The sequence below is a fragment of the Jatrophihabitans sp. GAS493 genome, from assembly GCF_900230215.1.
Lineage (GTDB): Bacteria > Actinomycetota > Actinomycetes > Mycobacteriales > Jatrophihabitantaceae > MT45.
This window is the reverse complement of the sequence record NZ_LT907982.1, coordinates 4,422,002-4,443,298: the sequence shown is the minus strand read 5'-3', so window position 1 is coordinate 4,443,298 and position 21,297 is coordinate 4,422,002. Positions and strand designations below refer to the sequence as shown.

Here is a 21,297-nt window from a genome sequence, read left to right as displayed (position 1 = left end):
CGCAAGCAGCAGCTGGGCAAAACGAAGGGAAGACCAATGTCCGCCGAACTCCGCGAAGCAGTCGCCGGCCTGATGGGGCGCGCGCGAGAAGACCTCGCCCAACTCGTCGCCTACAAATCGGTGGCCGACCCGAAGCTCTATCCACAGGAAGAATGCACCCGCACCGCGCAGTGGCTCATCGACGCGTTTGCGGAGGTGGGACTGCAGGAGATGAGCATGTCGGCGACACCGGACGGCAGCATGGCGGTGCACGGCAATGCCCCCGCACCCACTTCCGCACCCACCCCCGCACCCACCCCCGCTGGTGGCGACGCTCCGGACGTGCCGACGGTGCTGCTGTACTGCCACTACGATGTCCAACCGCCGCTGGGCGAGGAGAATTGGCACACGCCGGTCTTCGAACTCACCGAGAAGGATGGCCGGTGGTACGGACGCGGCTCGGCCGACTGCAAGGGCAACATCGTCATGCACCTGACGGCACTGCGCGCGCTGAAGCAGGTGTACGGCGATTTCCGCTGCGCGATCAAGCTGATCAGCGAAGGTTCGGAGGAGCAGGGCACCGGCGGCCTGGAGGAGTTCGTCCCCAAGAACCCGGAGCTGCTGCGGGCCGACGCGATCCTCGTCTGCGACACCGGCAACTTCGCCGTCGGTGTTCCCACCCTCACGACGACGCTGCGTGGCATGACCAACATCGACATCAAGCTCGAGGCCCTGGGCAGCCCGATGCACTCCGGCATGTTCGGCGGCCCCGCCCCCGACCCGGTCGCCGCGCTGGTGGCCATTCTCGCCTCGCTGCGGGACACCGAGGGAAACACGATCATCGACGGCCTGGAGAACACCCAGCGATGGGAGGGCGTCGAGTACCCACCCGACCAGTTCCGCATCGACGCCAACGTCCTGGACGGAGTCGAGCTCATCGGCAGTGGCTCGGTGGCCGACCTGCTCTGGGCCCGGCCGGCGGTGACCATTCTCGGCATCGATATCCCGCCGGTGATCGGGTCGGCGTCGGTGGTGCAGGCGTCAGCCTCGGCGCGAGTGAGTCTTCGCGTTCCGCCGGGAGCCGACGGGAAGGCGGCCCAGGATGCCCTGATCGCTCATCTGCAGAGGCGGGTGCCGTGGAGCCTGCGCTGCACGATCGATCGGGTGGCGGTCGGAGATCCGTTCGTCGGGACGCTGCAGGGACGGGGGTTCGACGCGCTCAAGAGCGCCCTGGAGGAGTCCTACGGTCGGCCGTTGGCCACCGCCGGGCAGGGCGGCTCGATCCCGCTGTGCAATGTCTTCGCCGACACCTTCCCGGACGCCGAGATCTTCCTTATGGGGGTGGAGGAGCCGCTCTGCCTGATCCACGCCCCGAACGAGAGCGTCAACCCGAGCGAGATCGAGCACGCCGCCCTCGCCGAGGCCCTCTTCCTCGAGCGCTACGCCCGGACCGGTGCCTGATGCAGCCCTTCACCACAGCCGATTTCGCGCAGCGGATGCAGCGAGCGGTCAGCGACGCGACGCGGGCCGGGCTCACCGGCGTGCTGGTCACCCCGGGACCCGATCTGGTGTATTTCACGGGCTATCAGCCGACCGCCATCACCGAGCGGATCACCATGCTGGTGCTCCAGCAGAGCCACGATCCGGCTCTCCTCGTCCCGATCCTGGAGCGTCCGGACGCTGAAGGGGCACCGGGGGTCGCGGTCACCAGCCTCACCGACTGGACCGACGGCAGTGACCCCTACGCCGCCGCCGCGCAACTGCTGGAGCCGGGTGGGCGGTACGCCATCTCCGACAGCGCGTGGGCGATGCATCTGCTCGGGCTGCAGGCCCACCTGCCCAAGTCGACCTACACCTCGATGACCGAGACGCTGCCTATGCTGCGCGCGATCAAGGACGATGACGAGCTGGCCCGGCTGGCCTCCGCCGGGGCCGCGGCCGACGCCACCTTCGAGGAGATCGTCGGGGTCTCCTTCGCCGGGCGCACCGAGCGCGAACTGGGCGACGAACTGGCGAACCGACTGAGAAAGTATGGACATTCTCAGGTCGACTTCACCGTGGTCGGGTCCGGTCCCAACGGTGCGAACCCGCACCACGAGGTGAGCGACCGGGTCATCCAGCCCGGCGACATGGTGGTGCTCGACTTCGGGGGATTGAAGGACGGTTACGGATCGGACACCACCCGCACCGTGCACGTCGGAGATCCGACACCGCAGGAGCGGGAAGTATTCGACATCGTCCGGGAGGCTCAGCAGGCCGGCTTTGAGGCCGTTCGCCCGGGCGTCGGGTGCCAGGAGATCGACCGGGCGGCTCGGAAGGTCATCACCGACGCCGGGTACGGCGAATACTTCATCCACCGGACGGGCCACGGGATCGGCCTCACCACCCACGAACCGCCGTACATGGTGGAGGGCGAGGCCCGCGAACTCGAACCCGGCATGTGCTTCTCGATCGAGCCGGGCATCTACCTGCCCGGGCGCTTCGGCGTGCGGATCGAGGACATCGTCACGGTCACCGAAACCGGGGGCCGGCGCCTGAACAACACCAGCCACGAAATGCACATCGTCTCCTGAAGCGTCAGCGAGTCAGTGCTGGCTAACAGTCAGTGCCGGCTAACAGTCAGTGCCGGCTAACAGTCAGTGCCGGCTAGCCACCCGGCGGTGGGCGTCGCTTGGAGGTCTCGACGATCGCCCGCTGCCACTCCGGGATGCGCGTAGCGCCGGTCGCCCCGGCTCGGTAGAGCGAGACACCGCAGAGGACACCGAGGGCGATCGCGACGATTGATACGACCGGCTGGATCAAAGCGGTCGGGGAGAGGGTCGAGACATTCCCGAGCAGCTCGGTCGTGCTGATCAGCCCCAGCGCACCGGGGACGAGCATCCAGAAGGCGGGGAGGAAGGTGACCTGCGACGGTGGACCACTCGGTAAGCGAGCCACGGCGAGCGCGACCGGGGTCATCGCCAGCGCACCACAGAATCCGCTCGCGCTCGAGCCGATGAGGTGGTCACCGGCGAGTTGACCGCCCCAGGCCACGAAGAGAACCAGCAGCAGCCAGCGGGTAGCGCCGCGCGGCGCCGAGAAGTACACCGCCGCAGCGAGGCCGAAGACAAGCACACCGAGCCAGGGGGCCCAGGAGCCGAGCATGTGACGATCCGGGCTGTGCAACGCGTCGGCCCCGACCGGCCCGGCGATCTCGGCGCCGGCGACGATCCCGAAGGCCAGCAGCAGCAGTTGCAGGCCGCCGAAGACCAACCGGCTGGATCCGGCGACCATCTCGCCAGAGGCGAGCTCGACGGTGGCGGTGGTGAGGGCCGCGCCGGGGAGGAAGGTCACCAGCGGAGCGATCAGCACCGGCAGGCCGAGGTCGGCCACCCCGTGCTGGATGGCCAGAAACGTCAGCGCGGAGACGACGAGCGCGGCGACTATCGGAATGAGGACGGTCAGCGTGTGGCGGCCGCGGGAGACCAGGGCCAGCACGCCGACGAGCACCCCGAAGACCGCGGCGGCCGCTACATCGGGAAGGGTGGGCTTGAGCAGCAGGCAGAGCGCGACCGTCATCAGGGTGTGGCCGAAGATGGTGATCACCGGGCCGAAGCGCGGTCTCATCGCGTCCACGGCTCGTAGCTGCTCCAAGCCGTCCTCGGGAGTGACCGTTCCGGCCTCGGCCCGCTTGACGATTTCGTAGAGCGCGGAGATCTGATCCAGACGTAAGGCGCCGGTGCGCTGAGGGATCACCTCCACCGTGGCCCGTCGCGCGTGTCCGAGCGCGACCATGAGAGTCGTCGGGAGGACGACCACCTGCGCATCGCGCACCCCGTTGGCCGCGGCGATCTGCAGGAGCCGGTCCTGGGTCTCGCTCACCGCGGTGCCGGCGAGGCTCAGCGCGCGGCCCATCTCCAGCACGAACTCATACAGGATGGTTCGCTGGGCCGCGCTGCTCCGCCCACGACTGTGAGCAGACGCCGCGGCAGCCCGGTCGGTTTCACCGGAGTCGTCGGGGCTGAGCTCACTCATCCGAAGTCGAGACCCTCCCGGGCGGCCGATGGCTTGGGGTCGGGGAGGCGGCGCATGCGCAGCGAGTTGCCCAGACCAAGCAAGCTGGCGGCGGCCGGAACGATGAGCGCGATCTGCAGTGAACGGTTGCGGGCGTCGGTGTTGATCGAGAGAACCGCGTCCTGGATCTCCTGGGGTTCGTCGGCGATCTGGTGCTGCAGTTCGGTGTTACTCATGACCTGGGCGTCGGTCTCGAGTTTGTCCGCGATCTGGTGCTGCTGGGCCGCCGGGATCGTCGGACTGGCATAGGTCAGGTGGGTGAAGCTCACCGCCAGGATCCACAGCATCAGCCCGCCGGCCACGGCCAGCCCGAAGGAGAGGCCGAACGACCCGGCGGCGGAGTTCACCCCCGCGGCTTCGCTGACCCGTTCCTCGGCGATCGGGGCCAGCGTGAAGTTGTTGAGCTGAGAGACGAGCAGACCGAGCCCGGCGCCGGTGACCACCAGCGGGATCGCCAGGTACCAGCCCGAGTTCACCCGCGGTACCAGCGGAATGATGACCGCGATGCCGACGGTGCACATGGCGAAGCCGGCCAGCACGATGTTGGCCGGGCGGCGGTTTCCGGCCTTGCGACCGGCGAGCATCGCCACCCCGAACATGGAGAGCGAGAGTGGGGCGAGCGCCAACCCGGCCTGCATTGCGTTGTACTCCAACGTCATCTGCAGGAACAGCGGCAGGGCGATCATCGCCCCGCCCAGGGTGATCTGCTGCAGCATCTGCTGGGTGACGCCGATCCGGAAGGCCAGGTGTTTGAAGAGTGCTGGGTCCAACAGGGTGGGCTTTCCCTGACGCTTACGGATAACCAGCCAGTAGGCGAAGGCGCCCAGGCTGACGACACCGACGGCGATGATGAGGCCGACGTAGCCGCCACCCTCCTGCCAGACCAGAATCGCCAGTACGACCCCGCCCATACCGACCACGGAGAGGACGGCGCCGACCAGATCGACGTGACGGGGCCCGGTGTAAGGCACATCCTTCACCAGGCGGATCTGCGACAGGACGACCAGGATGATGACGACCTCCAGCCCGAAACCGACCCGCCAGGAGAGGTACGTTGTCACGAATCCGCCGAGAAGCGGGCCGATGGCGGCCGCGATGGCGGCGGAGGCGCCCACCAGCGCATACGTCTTCTTCTGGGCCGCGCCGGTGAAATTGCCGTGGATGAGCGACTGCATCGCCGGTAACAGGAGAGACGCCCCGAGGCCGCCGATGATCGCCCAGAAGAAGATGACCGGCCCGAGGCTCTGGGTGAGCGTCATCGCGGTCGCGCCGATGGCATACGCCACCAGCCCGATGACATAGGCACGCTTGCGCCCGATGAGGTCGCCGACCTTGGAGTTGATCAGGATGAAGGCGGCCGAGACGAGCGCCTCCAGGGCAATGGCTGACTGCAGGCCGCTGGCCGTCGTGTCCAGATCCCGAACCACCGCCGAGATCGAGACGTTCATGAAAGACGTGTCGACGACGAGGACGAACATCGCGGCGGCCAGCAGCACGGCCAGCCGTGGGCTGGCGGTGCTCTCGGCGGGAGCCGCCGCTCGGCCTTCAGTGCTCATGGTGTGTCGTCCGATTCTGGCGGGTTGCCTGGTCGTCGTGCCGGTCGGAAGGAGTTGACCACTTTGGCCACCGCAGTGACCAGGAAGAGCTGGCCGATGAGCATCTCGGCGACGGCGAGGCTCTGACCGGGATTGTCGGCCGGCACGAGGTTGCCGTAGCCGGTTGTGGTGAGGGTGGTGAAGGAGAAGAACAGATCCTCCGGGACGGAACCTTCGCCCTGCGATCCGAAGAAGGGCCCGGACTGGTTGGCGCCCACCGTTCGATAGATGAACGCAAAGGACATTCCGATGAGGAGGTAGGTCGCCAGCGCGCCCAGCACCGTCTCGCCGTCGATCGTGCGGCGGCGCACCAGATGCCGCCCGATCGAGAAGGGGGCGACCACGTAGAGCATCCCGCTGATCGCCGGAAGGATTCGCTGGCTGGTCTCGCGGTGCAGAAATAGACCCAGAATCGCTGCGACGATTGCGATGACGAGGGCAATGTCGGCCACCAGTTGTAAGCCTCTTCGGGCCTCGGAGGTACGGAGGATCAGCCACACGGTTGCGATCTGCACTGCGAGCACCACCGAGGCCCCCCACGACTGCGTCAGTGAGACGGAGAGGGCGTAGGTCAGCAGGATCAGCAGCACGACCAGTCCGTAGCGGCCTGGTGCGTACACCGCCTCGATGATTGGCTGCATCCGGTGTCGCCCCGGGGTGTCATCGCCGGACGGTGTCATGCGCTACCTCCTGGCCGGTCTGGTCTCTGTCTCGCCTACGGTCACGCCGTCAGTTCCCGGAGCTGATCACTTCCTTCAGCTTGTCGAGGTCTGCTGAGGTGATGCCGGTGGGTTGCAGGACCGCGTTCCAGCCGTCCACGTACTCGGTCGTGTACTTGTGTCCGTGGCCGCCCGGGACGCCGGTGGAGAACGGCAGATCGGCGGTGATCTGCCAGAACGTCACGAAGGGCATCCAGACGATCCCCTTGAGCACGTCGCTTCCGGGCGTCTGGCTGATCCAATCCGGCTTGTGCAGGATCAGGTTCGGGCTCCACCACACGATCGGGTCAGACGGGTGCATCAGGTACAGCACCCGGGTGCCGTCCCAGGGCTGATCGGTCGGCGGTATCGAGACGCTCGGGTCGTTCGCGAATCGCACCGTCCGCCCGTTCTTGTACACCGGCTCGACCTCGGGACTGCTGGCGTCTCGGTGGTCGCTGAACTCCCGAAACAGCGTGTTGAAGTTCGGCGGTCCGGCGAAGAGGGTGCCGTTGGTGCGGTTGCGCAGGTCGTATTCGCCGCTGAAGGCGGCCTCGCCGCCGAAGGAGCCCAAGCTCTCGCCGGCGACGAAGAGCCGGGGGCGGGCGTTCTCGGGCAGCTTCGACCACTGGTCATAGACCGCGTCGAAGAGACTCCGCCCCGCTTCACGGGCCTTCGACTGATCGACCAGATACGAGATCCACGACGGCAGATACGAGTACTGGATGGCCACCGACGCGGAGTCGCCGTCGCTGAGATATTCGAAGGTGTCGACTGAGGCCGGGTCGACCCAGCCGCTACCGGTCGTGGTCACGATGAGTAGGTTCTTGCGCTTGAAGCCGCCGGCGCGTTCGAGGTCCTGGACGGCCAGGGTGGCCCGAGCCTCCGCGTCGTCGGCCGACTGCAGACCGGCGTAGATGCGGATCGGTTCCTGGGCCGGCTGGTGGGTGACCTCGGTGATCTGACTGGCCGTGGGCCCGAGACCGGTGAACTTCCGTCCCTGGCGCCCCAGTGAATCCCAGGGGACCAGTGACTCGGGGCCGCCCGAACGCAGGCTGGTGGTCGGCTGATGGACGCCCTCGTCGGTCGTGGTGTCCTTCACCGAGAAGGCGTCGTTGGCTAGCCCGACCAGCCCGTCCAGCAGCAGTCCGGTGATGACCAGATAGGTGACCCCGGCGGCCAGTATCCAACCGACCACCGACGCCGCGCGCGGACCGATCCAACGCCGCAGCACCCGGGCCGCCCAGCGATAGATCCCGCGCACACCCCGCCCGATGAGCACGAGCCCGATGAAGGTCGCGGCGGCGATGAACGGCGAGAGAATGACGTAGGGAATGCTGTATTCGGTAACCCCCATCAACTGTCGAATCTCGTGCTGCCAGTACTGTCCCAGCGCGAACATCACGACGAAGAGGGTGGCGCCGGCGATGAAGAAGGCCCGCCAGGCCCAGCGCCGGGCCGGACGCGGCCCGCGATCAGCGAACGCACGCCAGATCGAGGCGGCCATCACCCCGAGCCCGTAGCCGATGGCGGCGTTGATACCGACCACCAGGCCCTGGACGACCCCACCGCGAGGCAGCAGCGACGGCGTGAACGAAAGACAGGCGAAGATGAGCCCGAGCCAACACCCCGGAAGCGTGTAAGTGACCAGCGCACGGCGCCAGCTGCGACGGATCGGCGCATCGGTGACCGGCTGATCGGTGACCGTCTGATCGGTGTCGGCTTGATCGGTGTCGGTGGTGGTGATCGCCCGATTGTTGTCGGCGGTGGTGACAGCCCGATCGGTGTCGATGCCGGACGTCTCGGACGTCTCGGACGCCTCCGGCTCGTCTGAGACCTCCGGCTCGTTGGTACTCGTCACCGGCGGTGCCTTCCTGCGGACGCGGATTCCATCTAGGCATCCTGCTCCGCCGCGCTCCGGGCAGCGTCATCCGAAGCGGATGAGTTGCACCCCTCCGTTCCGGGTGGCGGCCAGCGCGGCCGATCGCCCGGCGGGTGGCCCGAATAGGCACTTGTTACCGGCCGGTATTGCGAAGTCGATCCGTGGCATTGACCGAGCGAAGAGGATGCGAAGGGCAATTGGCCTCACCCTCTCAGGGTGATTCAAGGATCCGGCACGCGTGAATTGCGCGTTTGTTCGCCAAGGGGGCAACCGAAAGCGACAGCAGTGTCACCAATTCATTAATGGCGCCTTTCTTCGTATGCCGGGAATTCCGGCGCCTTTCGTTTTCGGCCACTAGCCCGGCCAGCACCATCTACTCCCGTGTTTGCTGGTCTAGCCGCGGCCCGCCTGCTGTGTATTTGGAGCGCACGAGGTTGAGCAAGGAACGGTTGTTCGTGCAACAGTTAGTCGGTCGCATTGTTTCTGGTCGATGCTCGGATGCCGCCGACGGCCCCGGAATTGGTGGCGAGAAGCGGTCTCGGACCGGAAATTGAAATGCTGCGAAATCGAGACGGAAGAAATCTATCGCCGGTGCAGTTCGGTACCATAGTATTTCTGCGTCGTCCTGTTCGAGGCCCTACCCGGAGTAGACCCGGCGGTTCCAAATCGGTAGTTGGGAGCTCAATGTGACAGCGTTGAAAAATGTGCCAGACGCTGGCCTCGACGCGGACCTCGGCCTCCTTGCGGCCTCTACCCCGTTGGCCTCTACCCCGTCGGCCTCTACCCCGTTGGCCTCTATCCCGTCGGTGACGACGCTTGAGACGAGCAAGGGGTTGCCGCTCGGGGATGCCGGTGCTGCCGGTGCTCTCCCCGCGCCGTCACGGCAGAGCCGACACGACTGGCAGCGCCGGTTCGGAGATCGCCCCAACCCGCCAGCGCAGCGGAAGTTCGTGGTTCCCCCGGTCGGTGCGCATGTCATCATCCGCGAACGGCTGATCGCCCATCTCACGACCTCGGAATCCTCAATTGCGACCGTCATTGCGCCGCCGGGCGACGGGAAGACGACGCTGCTCGCCGCGTGGGCAGCGCGCCAACAACGCCGGATTGCCTGGATCTGCCTGGACGAGACGGACAACGATGCGGCCGTCCTGCTCGCCGACATTGCCTTCGCCGTCGACAACGCCCTGGAGTTGGGCGGCACCCTGAATCGGCGAATGAGCTCCGCCGGCTCGGGCCTGCCGGCCACCAACGTGCGCGCGTTCCTGCGGTCGGTCGAAGCGAGTGAGACCTCGTTCGCCCTCGTCCTGGATGACGCGCACCTGCTCCGCGATCCGGTGGCCACCGACATCCTGGCGATGATGGCTCTGCAGTTGCCGCTCAACGCCCAGCTCGTGATCTCGGCCCGAGCCATGCCCCCCATCCCGCTGGCCCGGCCCCGGGTCGCCGGGCGGCTCGTGGAGCTCGGGGTGCCCGAACTTGCGATGGACGATGCCGAGGCGTTGCTGCTACTGCGTAACGCTGGTCTGAACGTCTCTGCGGATGTGGCGAGCGGCCTCAACGATTGGGCCGAGGGGTGGCCGGCCGGGCTCTACCTCGCCGCCCTCGCCCTGCGCAAGCGATCCGACCGCGCGATCGCCGCCGGTTCGCTCGGCGCGGCCGATGAGTTGGTCACCGACTACGTGCGCGAAGAGATCCTGGCCGGGCTGCCGGATTCCCGGGTCCGGTTTCTCACCCGGTCGGCGATCCTGGAGCGGCCGTCACCGGCGCTCTGCGATGCCGTCGTCGGCACGTCTGACAGCGCTGCCGTTCTGGCGCAGCTGGCAACCGGCAATCGCTTCGTGGTGCCGATCGATGCCGCGACTAGGTCGTATCGATATCACGCGCCCTTCCGGCACGCCTTGCTGGCCGAACTTGCCCGCCGCGAGCCCGACGAGCTCCCATCGCTGCATCTGCGCGCGGCTTGCTGGCTGCAGCAGCACGGACGGGTCGAGGAGGCGATCGAGCATGCCCACGCCGCTGGGGCAACCTCCGTCGCCGGTGAACTCGTCTGTGATCTGGTTGCGCCGTACATCGCTCGCGGGCGGATACACAGCGTTGTCCGATTGCTGGAGGCCTTCGATGACGACGCGATCCGGGCCTATCCGCCGCTCGCGGTGTACACCGCGGTGACCCTCGCCTTCCTCGGCGATCCGGCTGCCGTCAGCTGGTTGCAGCGCGCGGAGCAGGTGAAGTTCGACGGTCCGATGCCGGGGGATGCCGCCTCGTTCTCGTCGATGATCTCCTTCGCTCGGGCTCTGCTGGCGCCGCATGGTGTCAACCAGATGCTGACGGACGCGACCGACTGCCTGATGGCCGAATCGGCGGCGAGTCCGTGGTACAGCGGCGCGCTGGTGAGCAGGTCCATTGCTCTGCTGCTAGCCGGGCGAACGGCGGAGGCCCGCGACGGCTTCGAGCAGGTAATCGATGGAGCGGGCAGTGACCGCGCCCCGTCGGTCTGCGTTGCCCAGGCCGAACTGGGGCTGCTGGCCACCGAAGCGGGCGAGTGGGATGAGGCGGCTGAACACGCTGCGCTCGCCCGGGCCACGGCGCTGTCGGCTCAGATCTCCGACGACGCGAGCCAGATCCTGACCTTCGCGCTGGTGGCAGAACTCGGGATCCACAATGGCGATCCGCGACGCTCCCGGGAAGCGCTGGCCCACGCGCACGTGCTGCGCTCCGACTCGACCATCACGCTGCCCTGGCTGGGTGTTCAGGCCCGGATCGTCATGGCCCGGGTTCATCAGGCGCTGGGGGATCTCGCCGGCGCCAGGACCGTGGTGAAGGACGCGCAGGAGATCCAGCGTCGCCGGCCAGACCTGGGCACGCTCAACCAGCGTCTCGGCGGATTGGACAGCGAACTGCGGGCCAGAACCACGGACACCATCGCCGGCACCATGACACTCTCCACGGCGGAACTTCGCGTCTTGGCCTACCTGCCGACGCACCTGACCTTCCGTGAGATTTCGCAGCGCCTCTTCGTCTCGCCCAACACGGTGAAAAGTCAGGCCATTTCGATCTATCGCAAGCTCGGCGTCTCCAGTCGGTCGGAGGCGTTGCGAGTCGCGACCGCGTGCGGATTGCTCGAATCGTAGCCGTTTCATCACGTTGGGATGACGCCGCTCGGGCGTCCTCACGCTTGAATTCAAGCTATGAGGTCCGGCGCTGCCAGCGGGCCAACACCGCTGAATTACCAGGAGATGCTCGTCCGTCTTGCGTTGAATGACGACGGGTTGATCGACTCTGTGCTGAACTCCCATGACGCCAATCTCGAGCTGTCGACGCTGGACGCCCGCACCCACGCACTCGTTCGGGTCGCGGCCCTGCTGGCGCTCAACTCCGCAACCGCCTCCTATTCCTCGGCCGTCGCGATCGCCGTCGCCGCCGGCACCAGCGTCGATGAGATCGTCGGCGTGCTGATCGCCATCGCGCCCGCGATCGGCGTCTCGCGCGTAGTGGCCGATGCATCGGCGCTGGCGCTGGCAATCGGGTTCGACGTCGACGACGCCCTCGAGCAGGACTGAACCGGCGGCGGTTTCATCCCGTACGGGTGATGGCCGATGCCGGGTTAGCCGCGACGATCAGGACAGCTTCGTGCCGATGGTTCAGTGGCTTCAGTGGCTTCAGTGGCTCACTGCGTGCCGCGGAGTTCTGACGTGAAGTTCTGACGTAGCGCGTCGCTCGACGCGGCCGCGCCGCCCAGCCGTGCAGAGGTGATCGTGTCGGTACTGAGTGCCCTACCCGGTCTACGGGCGGCTTCGTCATATCGTCGCGAGTGGCTGTTCAAGGACGTCGTCGCCGGCGTCGTATTGACGACTCTCCTGGTTCCACAGGGGATGGCTTACGCAGAGCTGGCCGGCTTGCCGCCGATCACCGGGCTCTACACCTCGATCATGTGCCTGCTGGCGTACGCGATCTTCGGCCCGTCCCGAATCCTCGTCCTCGGTCCGGACTCCTCCCTCGGTCCGATGATCGCTGCGGTGATCCTGCCCCTCGTAGGCTCGGGCGGCGACCCGGCGCGGGCCATCGCCATCGCATCGCTGCTGGCGATCTGCGTGTCAGCGGTCATGCTGCTGGCCGCAGCCGCCAAACTGGGCTTCATCGCCGACCTGCTGTCACACCCGACGATGATCGGCTACATGAACGGCCTGGCGCTGACCATCCTGGTCGGACAGCTGCCGAAGTTGTTTGGTTTCAAGGTGAGCGCGGACAACCTGTGGGGGGAGATCACCGGTTTCTTCCGGGGGCTGGCCGACGGAGACGCCGTGACCGCAGCAGCTGTCGTCGGAGTCGCGGGAGTTGTGCTGATTCTGGCCCTGCAACGCTGGGCGCCGAAGGTGCCGGCCGTTCTCACCCTCGTCGTGCTGGCGATCGCCGCGGCCGTGATCTTCGATCTCGCCGAGCACGGGGTCAGCCTGGTCGGCACGCTTCCGAAGGGCTTCCCGCCCCTGACGGTCCCCACCGTGCGCCTCTCCGACGTCGGCCCGATTGTGATCGGCGCCCTCGGCATCGCCCTGGTGTCGTTGGCCGACACGATCTCGACCGCCTCGTCGTTCGCCGAACGTACCGGCCAGGAGATACACGGCAATCAGGAGATGGTCGGCATCGGCGCGGCCAACCTGGCGGCCGGCCTCTTCCAAGGGTTCCCGGTCAGCACCAGCGGCTCACGTACGGCGGTAGCCGAACGCTCAGGAGCGAAGACGCAGTTCACCGGGGTAATCGGCGCTGCGCTGATAATTCTGATGATCGTCCTGCTGCCGGGCCTGTTTCGCGATCTGCCCCAACCTGCTCTCGCCGCGATCGTCATCACCGCGTCGCTATCGCTGGCCGACATCCCCGGCACGGTGCGGTTGTGGCGTCAGCGTCGGACGGAGTGCCTGCTCTCGATCGCCGCCTTCCTCGGCGTCGCACTGATTGGGGTGCTGGCCGGAATCGCGATCGCCGTCGGGCTGTCGATCCTCAATGTATTCCGGCGGACGTGGTGGCCGTACCAGACTGAGCTCGGTCGGGTCGAGGGTCTCGGGGGCTACCACGACCTGCGCTCCTACCCGCAGGCCGAGCACCTGCCCGGTCTGGTCATCCTGCGCTTCGACGCGCCGCTGATCTTCGCCAACGCCAAGACTTTCCGCGACGCTGTCCGCCGACTGGCCAAGTCCGAGCCGGCCCCGTCGTGGATCGTGGTGGCCGCCGAGCCGATCACCGATGTGGATACCACCGCCGCCGACGTCTTGGAGGACCTGGACGAGGCGTTGGCTTCGGCCGGCATTCTCATCGTGTTCGCGGAACTCAAGGACCCGGTGCGCCGCAAGATCGAGCGTTACGGGCTTACCCGACACATCGACGCCGGGCAGTTCTTCCCGACGATCGAATCGGCGGTCGCCGCCTTCCGCGTCACGTCAGGGGCCCAGTGGGCGGCGATTGACGAAACTCCCGGACGAGAGGATCCCCAATGACTCAACCCGATCCGGCGTCGGCCGGGGCGACGCCGGCCGCGCGGTGGCTGGCCCGCGGAGCCTGGCTGGCGGTTGTCGCCGCGATCGTCCTGCTGCTGGCCGCGGGAACCAAGACCGTCGCCGTGCTTGTGGTTGCAGTCGTCGGCGTTGTCGTCTTCCTCGCCGCCGCCTGGTGGTTCCTGAGCAATCGCAGCCTCATCCGCTGGGTCGCGGCATTCCTGGCCATCGCGGCGCCGGTCGTGGTGATTGCGGTTTACATCTCACGGAATCTGCTGCTGCCCGCCCTGGGGGTCATCGTCCTGCTGCTCATCGCCGGCGGCCTGGGTCGGGCGGCGCTGTCGCGAGCGAGTTCGGGTTCGCGGATGCCCGAGCGGCTGACCCCGCCGCCCAAACGCCCGTATTTCATCATGAATCCGCGCTCCGGAGGCGGGAAGGTCACCAAGTTCCAACTCGATAAGAAGGCGGCTGCGCTGGGCGCGAACGTGGCCCTGATCGATGGACCCGGCCAGGTCGACGTCGCGGCGATGGCGCGGGCCGCGGTCGCCGCTGGGGCCGACCTGCTCGGTGTAGCCGGGGGCGATGGCACCCAAGCGCTGGTGGCGGCGATCGCCGCCGAGCATGACATTCCGTTCCTGGTCCTCTCGGCCGGGACCCGAAACCACTTCGCGCTGGATCTGGGACTGGACCGGGAGCGGCCGGAGTCCGGGCTCGCCGCGCTCACCGACGGCGTCGAGGTCACCCTCGACCTGGGCCTGGTGGGCGGTCGTACCTTCGTCAACAACGCCTCCTTCGGCGCCTACGCCGCGATCGTGGAGAGTCCGGCGTACCGCGCCGACAAGCGTGGAACCACCTTGAAAATGCTGCCAGATCTCCTCTCCGGGGATAGTGGCCCACGACTCACCGCTCGCATCGGCGACGACACCATCGATGCCCCGACGGCGCTGCTGATCAGCAACAACCCCTACGAAATGTCAGACCCTGCCGGACTGGGGCGTCGAGCTCGAATCGACGGTGGCAAGCTGGGGGTCATCGCCGTCTCAGTGCACAGTGCCGCGCAGGCCGCCGCGCTGGTGCGGGTCCGTAGCGGCCGCACTCTGCAGCGCTTCGATGCGATTGAGGTCGTGGTGGAGTCGGATGCGGCTGAGATCCCGGTCGGCGTGGACGGGGAGTCGCTGATGCTGCCGACGCCCGTACGCTGTCAGATCTGGCCGGCCGCCCTCCGGGTCCGGGTGCCGCGCGAGCGGCTCGCCGCCCCGGCCCCGCCGCCCCGCAAGAGTCTCGGATTGCTCACCAAGCTGGCCTTGAATCGGTAGTAGTCAGCCGCAGGCTAGTCGGTCGTAGTCGGTCGTAGGTTGGTGTCGCCGATGTCTTAAAAAACTAGGCGGCGAGTGTCTGGTTTCGGCCAGCCTGTTTCGCCGCGTAGAGGGCGGCGTCGGCTCGGCGCAGTAGCGCGTCCGCGTCCTCACGGTCGTCCCAGGTGGCGAGCCCGATGCTGCAGGTCGAGTCGTGCGGCACCGACAGCCGAACCCGGTTCAGCACCCGAATCGCCTCCGACTGCGCGCAGTTGGGGAGGGCGACGGTGAACTCCTCCCCGCCCCAACGGGCGGCGAAGTCCCCGGTGCGCAGCTGGCTCAGCATCGAGTCGGCGAAGTCACGCAGCATCCGGTCGCCGGCGAGATGGCCGTGCCGGTCGTTGAACTTCTTGAAGTGGTCGAGGTCGGCGACCGCGATGGTGAGTGGTGTGCCGTCCTCGTGGGCGCGCTCCATCAGCGATTCGAGACGCTGGTCCCAGCTACGGCGGTTGGCCAGACCGGTCAGTGGATCGGTCGATGCGAGCGTGTGCAGTTCGGCGAGAAGACCGGCTTGGCGCAGCGCGACGCCGGCGTTGTCGGCCAGCAGGGCCACGACCCGGGCTCGCCGGTCGTCCATGCTGGAGAGCTCGTGGCTCCAGGCGACGATGAGGACCGCACTGATCGCCTCGGCTGAGTAGACCGGCACGATGTAGACCGTGCGGGCCCCGGTCAGCTCCAGCAATGCCGCCGAGATGAGCGGGTGTCCGGCCGTATGGGCGGAGAAGAAGGCTTCTCCGGTCAGAAAGGTTCGCGAAGTGGCCGAGGAGGGGTCGATCGCCACCGATGCGCCGACCAGGGCCGGTTCGGTGGCGGCGGTGACGGTCAGCGTCGAACCGTCCCCACTCGGCTCGACGAGGCTGACATAGCTGGCCGAGGCGAGCCGCAGACCGGCCTGCACCACGCTCTCGCGCGCATCCGCGCCGCTCTGGATCTTGCGCACCACCTGGGCGACGGCGGCCAAATCGGCCTCGGACTCCCGCAGCGCCTGCTCCGACAACTTCCGGTCGGTGATGTCCTCGGCGTGGGCCAGCGTCCACGTCTGCCCCTGCGGGCCCGGCGTATGGGTCAGCGTCAGCCAGAGCCAGCGCAGGTCCCCGTCCGGCCGGTAGCAGCGCCGCTCGACTCGCGCCACGCCGCCGTGGGCGACGATCGTCTCGCCAGTCGCGTTGTAGCTCTCCAGATCATCCTTGTGGGTGAAACTCGCGGAGGTCCGACCGATCAATTGGTCGTGGCGGCGTCCGAGGATCGAACAGAGGGCCGCGTTCGCGGTGAGGTAGCGCCCGTGCTCGTCTGACAGTGCAATGCCCACCGGCGAGGCCTCGACCAGCGTGCGCCACCGCGTCTCCGAGTCCCGGGCCGCCTGCTCGGCGGCCTGGCGAGCAGCAACCTCGGCCGCCAGCGTGTAGGTGTGCTTACGTAGCAGTAACTGCGCCATCACCTGACTGGCTAAGGCTCGTAGCTGGTCGTACTGCACTTCGGTGAGTTCGCGGGGAGCTGTGTCGAGCACGCAGAGGGTGCCGAGCACGTAGCCGTCGTCGGAGACCAGCGGTACCCCGGCGTAGAACCGGATGAACGGTGCGCCGGTGACCTGCGGATTCGCGGCGAAGCGAGGATCGAGCTGGGCGTCGGGGATGACGAGAATGTCGCTGCTGTGCAGGGCATAGCGGCAGAACGTGTCGTCGCGCGGAGTCTCGCAGCCAGTCATGCCCTGCTTGGATTTGAACCATTGCCGGGACTCGTCGATGAGGCCGACCAGCGCCATTGGGGCGTCGGCCAACTGCGCGGCGAGTCGGGTGATCGCGTCGAAGGACGGCTCGGGCTCGGTGTCGAGAACGTTGTACGCGTGCAGCGCAGCGACGCGTCGCTGCTCGTGGGGGGATGTCAGCATCTCGCCTGCCCCGCGTCAGCGCTGAGCGGCGTTGACGACGACCGGTCAATACGCATGACTGTCTATCGACCGCTCCGGGGCGATCTTGAGCCGGCGTCGGTGGCCCCTCAGGACAGCCGCGGGGCGGCCGATAGGCCAAGGTCAGCAGTCATCATTGAGGAGTTTGAATGCAGCGCGTCTGGACCAGTTGGAAGATCGGCACGAGGTTGGCGATAGCTTTCGCCCTCGTCTGTGCGCTCTGTGTCACGTGCGCCGGCGTCGGGCTCTGGGGCCTGCGCCACCAGTCCCGCCTCTCAGACCAGCTCATTGCTATCCACACCCTCTCCAATGACGCGGCCTCGATGAAGTTCTACGTCGCCGACGAGACCGGCTGGCAGTCCTACGAAGCCATGGATGTGGCCGCCTACGGCCCCGTGAAGGCACTCGCAGCCGATGACGTGAATGTGCAGGGCTTCGCCGACGACGAGAAGGCGATCAACGCGCTGCTCACGTCCTGGCACAGCGGCGCGATGAGCGCCTCCGAAGCTAAGTCCTTCGCCGCCCTGAAGACGGCCTGGGATAGCTACTTCGCCACCGTTCCGAAGGTCGAGGCCCTCTGGAGGCAGGGGACACCAGCCTCCTTCCAGGCGGCCACCGCCGCGATGAACACCGGCTTCAACAGCGAGCAGTATTCGCAGGTGGTCACCGCGACCGACGACATCCAAGCCTCCATCGCCAAGCGGAGCGCCGCTCTGCAGAAGACGATCCACGCCGACACCGCGCGGGTTCGCACGATCACGCTGGCGGTGACCCTCGCCGCGCTGGCCGTCGCGATCGGCGCGGCCTTCCTGGTCACTCGCTCCATCGTCGCCCCCCTCAAGCGCTGTGTCGCGACGCTGCGCTCAGTTGCCGCCGGCGACCTCACCGTTCGGGCCGAAGTTGTCGGCCATGACGAGGTCACCGACCTGGCCGAGGCGCTGAACCGAAGCGTCGACGCCACCGCCACCGCCGTCAGCGGGATCACCCGTACCGCCGAGCAACTGTCACGCACCTCTGCTTCCCTGACCAGTAGCTCGACCAGTGTCATTGCCGCCGCTGACGATGCGACGCGCGAGTCCGGACGAGCCGACGTCAATGCCGGTCAGGTGACCACCGCGGTCAACGCGCTGTCGGTCGGTGGCGAGGAGATGCACGCCGCGATCAGCGAGATCTCCCGCAACACGGCCGAAGCGGCCCGGGTCGCCGCCAGCGCCGTCGAACTGACCAGCCGGACCGCGCAGACGATGACCGGCCTGGACGAGTCCTCGGACGAGATCGGTGCGGTCGTGAAACTCATCAACGCGATCGCCGCCCAGACCAACCTCCTCGCCCTCAACGCCACCATCGAGGCGGCCCGGGCCGGCGAGCTGGGGAAGGGCTTCGCCGTCGTCGCGAACGAGGTGAAGGCCCTGGCGCAGAAGACCGAACAGGCCACCAACGACATCGCCGGACGGGTCACCGCGATCCAGCACGATGCCAAGCAGGCCGTCAACGCGATCGGCGAGATCGATTCGGTGATCGGCCAGATCAGCGACTTCCAGACCACCATCGCCAGCGCGGTGGAGGAGCAGACGGCGACCACGGCGGACATGTCCCGCTGGATCGACGAGGTCTCCGGCAACGCCAACCTCATCGCCGAGAACGTCGGCGCCGTCGTTGTCACTGCGTCGTCGACCCGTCAGGCCATCGACGGAGTGCAGGTCGCCAGCGTCGAGCTGGCCGGGCTCAGCTCGGAGCTGGATCTGATCTCGAACCAATTCACCCTCTAAGCCCCGGGCCCGTACGAGTCTGGGCATGGAGGGAACACCGTACGAGGGCCGCGAGGAGGCTTCTGTCTCCACGCGGGTGCCGTCGTTTGCCGATGCGGTGATGTCCCCCGACGGTGTGGTGGGACCCGTCAGCCCCAGGCGATCATGCCGTCGACGTTGCCGTGCCCGTCGAGGTAGCTGAACTTGACGTTCGGCACGAGCTGCGGGCTGTTCTGCTGCATCTTGTTACGGTCTCCGAGCTGGCCGCTGGTGTCGGTGCCCCAGCACCAGAGGGTCCGGTCGGTTCGGGTGGCACAGGAGAAGCCGTCTCCGGAGGCGGCGGTACTCCACGTTGTGACGGCTCCGATCTGAGCCGGCGACGTGACGTCGGCGCCGGATGATCCATTGCCGAGTTGACCGTCATTGTTGTATCCAAAGCACCAGAGCGTCCCGGTCGTCTTCACTGCGCAGGTGTTGTAGAACCCGACGCCGACACTCTGCCATCCGGTGGAGAGAAGTTGCGGGGACTGGTAGTTGGCTGGAGAGCCGGCTGCGCCGCCCTTTCCGTCCTGGCCGTGTCCGTTGTACCCCCAGCAGTAGAGGGCACTGCTGTTGGTGCTCGCCGCGGTACTGATGGCACAGGTGTTCGCCACGCCGGCCGAGACCGAGGCCCAGCCGCTTACTCCGGAGGCGGTGATCGCCACCGGGGTGGTGGCGAGGGTGGTGGTGCCATTGCCGACCTGTCCCTGGTCGTTGGTGCCCCAGCAATACAGGGAGTGTGCGGTGTTGATCGCGCACGTATGGGTATCACCGACGCTGACCGAGGACCACGAACCAGCGGGGCCGGCGGTGGGGGCGTGCTGGTCGGTGGTACTTCCAGTGCCGAACTGGTTTGAGCCGCCGTAACCCCAGCACAAGAGGTTGTTGCTGCCGGCTGTGGTCAGGCCGCAGGTCGTGTAGTGGCCCATCGACACCGTGCTCCAGTTCGTGCCGCTGCCGGCCCGGTCCGGGGCGAGGTTCACCGTGACGGTGGAGTCACCGTCTTGACCGTAGGCGTTGTTGCCCCAGCACCAGATCGTCCCGTCGGACTTGACCCCGCACCCGTCGGTGGTGGCTTGCGCCCCCGACGCCCAGGCCGATGCGGTCAGCGGCAGCTGGGAGGGAGCAAATACCCCATAATCCTTGGTCTGTCCGGCGATGCCGTAGCCGTCATAACCCTGGCACCAGATCGTCCCGCCGCTCCGGATTCCGCAGACGTGCTGGAACCCGCCGGAGATCGTGTTGTAAGTGCTGGTCCCGGGAGAGACCGGCGTCGGTTGGTCAGTTGTGTTGCCGTTGCCGAGCATCCCGAGGTCGTTGTGGCCCCAGCACCAGAGAGTGTTGTCGGTCTTCAGCCCACAGGAGGTGTTCTGCCCCAACGTGACCGTCGACCAGGTGGTGACTCCGGAAGTCGTCACCAGGGTTGGGGAGGAGCGGGGCGTCGTCGTCGTTCCGTCACCGACCTGGCCGTAGGCGTTGTAGCCCCAGCAGTACATGGCCCCGCTGACCCGGGTAGCGCAGGTGTGCAGGATTCCACCGGAGACCGCGGTCCAGGTGCCGCCGCCGGCCACCGCCACCGGGCTGGTGCGCTGCGTGGTGCTGGCATCGCCGAGTTGCCCCTGGGCGTTGTAACCCCAACACCAGAGCGAACTGTCCGAGCTCTTCACCGCGCAGGCGTGGTCATAGCCGGTTCCGACCGCCGACCAGGTGGTGGCGCCGACCTGCGTCGGAAGGGTGGCGTCCGTCGTCGAGCCGATCCCGAGTTCCCCGTTGCCGTTGTTGCCCCAGCACCAGAGGGTGTGGTCGGTCTTTAGCCCACACGCGAAGTACTGCCCCACCGACACGCTCAGCCAGGTCGTCGTGCCGCTCACCGTCGCCGCCGTCGGGGCGTGCTTGTCGGCCGTGGTCGAGTCGCCCACACTGCCGTGCACGTTGTAACCCCAGCACCAGAGCGTCTGGTCGGTCTTGATGCCGCAGGTTCCGTCGTAGCCGGCCGAGATGCTCGACCACGACCCGGCGATCAGCTCGGGATCGAATTCGTCGCCGACGGTGCCGTCTCCGAGCTGGCCGAGGCCGTTGTAACCCCAGCAGTAGAGCGCCTGGGCATCGGTGATTGCGCACGTGTCCTGATGGCCGGTCGAGATCGAGGCCCAGGTCTCAGGGCCGGGGAGCGCGATCGGGATCGTCGAATTGGACCCGGAGTTGACGCTGACTAGACCGGTCTGGCCGAGATTCGACGTCCCCCAACTGGAGAGCAGCCAGCTGCCGGTGGCGAGTGTGTTGGTGGGACTCGAGTTGGACGCCGTCCAGCTGGCGAAGGTCGAGGCGACCAAGAACGGCAGCAGCAGAGCGAGTGCAGCCATCGCGCGAGACGCAGCGACGAGCGGGCTACCGCGCAGTACTCCCAGGCGATTGGGGCGTGGACGGCTGAAGCTATGACGACCTACTTCATCGCCGCCGGTTAGGCGCAGGCGCGTTCCCACAAGAACCTGCAGGTCGTCGCCGGTGCCATCACTGCCCCTATTTCGGTCCGCGTCTGGACATTCCAGTCTTTAA

At 67.2% G+C, this 21,297-nt stretch carries 13 protein-coding genes; 7 read left to right on the top strand and 6 right to left on the bottom strand.

What is annotated here, in order from left to right; genetic code table 11:
- The first annotated feature begins 36 nt into the window (after nt 1-36).
- Together CPH63_RS20330 and CPH63_RS20325 are read left to right on the top strand one after the other, a co-directional pair.
- Nucleotides 37-1,440, top strand: coding sequence for a dipeptidase (locus CPH63_RS20330; RefSeq protein ID WP_096304573.1), 1,404 nt, complete (start codon nt 37-39; stop codon nt 1,438-1,440).
- Nucleotides 1,440-2,552 (top strand): aminopeptidase P family protein, encoded by a 1,113-nt coding sequence (locus tag CPH63_RS20325; protein WP_096304572.1) that lies wholly within the window; start codon nt 1,440-1,442, stop codon nt 2,550-2,552. Before CPH63_RS20330 ends, CPH63_RS20325 begins: the two co-directional genes overlap by 1 nt.
- A gap of 73 nt (nt 2,553-2,625) precedes the next feature.
- Here CPH63_RS20325 and CPH63_RS20320 read toward each other — a convergent pair whose 3' ends face one another.
- From CPH63_RS20320 to CPH63_RS20305, 4 genes are read right to left on the bottom strand one after another with little or no spacing between them, the layout of a single operon-like run.
- Nucleotides 2,626-3,993, bottom strand: coding sequence for a threonine/serine exporter ThrE family protein (locus tag CPH63_RS20320; RefSeq protein WP_096304571.1), 1,368 nt, complete (start codon nt 3,991-3,993; stop codon nt 2,626-2,628).
- Nucleotides 3,990-5,588 (bottom strand): MFS transporter, encoded by a 1,599-nt coding sequence (locus CPH63_RS20315; protein WP_096304570.1) that lies wholly within the window; start codon nt 5,586-5,588, stop codon nt 3,990-3,992. The genes CPH63_RS20320 and CPH63_RS20315 overlap by 4 nt, the downstream gene beginning before the upstream one ends.
- Complete coding sequence (locus tag CPH63_RS20310; protein ID WP_096304569.1) at nt 5,585-6,307, bottom strand: ion channel; 723 nt, start codon at nt 6,305-6,307, stop codon at nt 5,585-5,587. Before CPH63_RS20310 ends, CPH63_RS20315 begins: the two co-directional genes overlap by 4 nt.
- 49 nt (nt 6,308-6,356) lie before the next feature.
- Entirely contained in the window at nt 6,357-8,186 is a 1,830-nt protein-coding gene (locus tag CPH63_RS20305) for an alpha/beta-hydrolase family protein (protein ID WP_197704468.1), read from the bottom strand.
- 707 nt (nt 8,187-8,893) lie between these two features.
- Between CPH63_RS20305 and CPH63_RS20300 the strand changes: the two genes are divergently transcribed.
- From CPH63_RS20300 to CPH63_RS20285, 4 genes are all read left to right on the top strand, one after another.
- The gene (locus tag CPH63_RS20300; protein WP_197704467.1) at nt 8,894-11,338 is read left to right on the top strand and encodes a LuxR family transcriptional regulator; all 2,445 of its coding nucleotides are present in this window, start codon (nt 8,894-8,896) and stop codon (nt 11,336-11,338) included.
- 57 nt (nt 11,339-11,395) lie between these two features.
- Entirely contained in the window at nt 11,396-11,767 is a 372-nt protein-coding gene (locus CPH63_RS20295) for a carboxymuconolactone decarboxylase family protein (protein ID WP_157749679.1), read from the top strand.
- A gap of 192 nt (nt 11,768-11,959) precedes the next feature.
- Nucleotides 11,960-13,696 carry a SulP family inorganic anion transporter gene (locus tag CPH63_RS20290; protein ID WP_371365044.1) on the top strand — a complete coding sequence of 579 codons (1,737 nt, stop codon included), beginning with the start codon at nt 11,960-11,962 and terminating at the stop codon, nt 13,694-13,696.
- The gene (locus CPH63_RS20285; RefSeq protein ID WP_096304566.1) at nt 13,693-15,009 is read left to right on the top strand and encodes a diacylglycerol kinase family protein; all 1,317 of its coding nucleotides are present in this window, start codon (nt 13,693-13,695) and stop codon (nt 15,007-15,009) included. The genes CPH63_RS20290 and CPH63_RS20285 overlap by 4 nt, the downstream gene beginning before the upstream one ends.
- Nucleotides 15,010-15,073: 64 nt before the next feature.
- Here the strand turns inward: CPH63_RS20285 and CPH63_RS20280 are convergent, their stop codons facing one another.
- Nucleotides 15,074-16,936 carry a diguanylate cyclase domain-containing protein gene (locus CPH63_RS20280; RefSeq protein ID WP_096304565.1) on the bottom strand — a complete coding sequence of 621 codons (1,863 nt, stop codon included), beginning with the start codon at nt 16,934-16,936 and terminating at the stop codon, nt 15,074-15,076.
- A gap of 167 nt (nt 16,937-17,103) precedes the next feature.
- On the opposite strand from CPH63_RS20280, the gene CPH63_RS20275 reads away from it, so the two are divergent.
- On the top strand, nt 17,104-18,723 hold the full coding sequence (locus CPH63_RS20275) for a methyl-accepting chemotaxis protein (RefSeq protein WP_096304564.1): 1,620 nt from the start codon (nt 17,104-17,106) through the stop codon (nt 18,721-18,723).
- A 128-nt stretch (nt 18,724-18,851) separates the two neighbouring features.
- Here the strand turns inward: CPH63_RS20275 and CPH63_RS20270 are convergent, their stop codons facing one another.
- Complete coding sequence (locus tag CPH63_RS20270; RefSeq protein WP_096304563.1) at nt 18,852-21,104, bottom strand: hypothetical protein; 2,253 nt, start codon at nt 21,102-21,104, stop codon at nt 18,852-18,854.
- Nucleotides 21,105-21,297 lie beyond the last annotated feature (193 nt).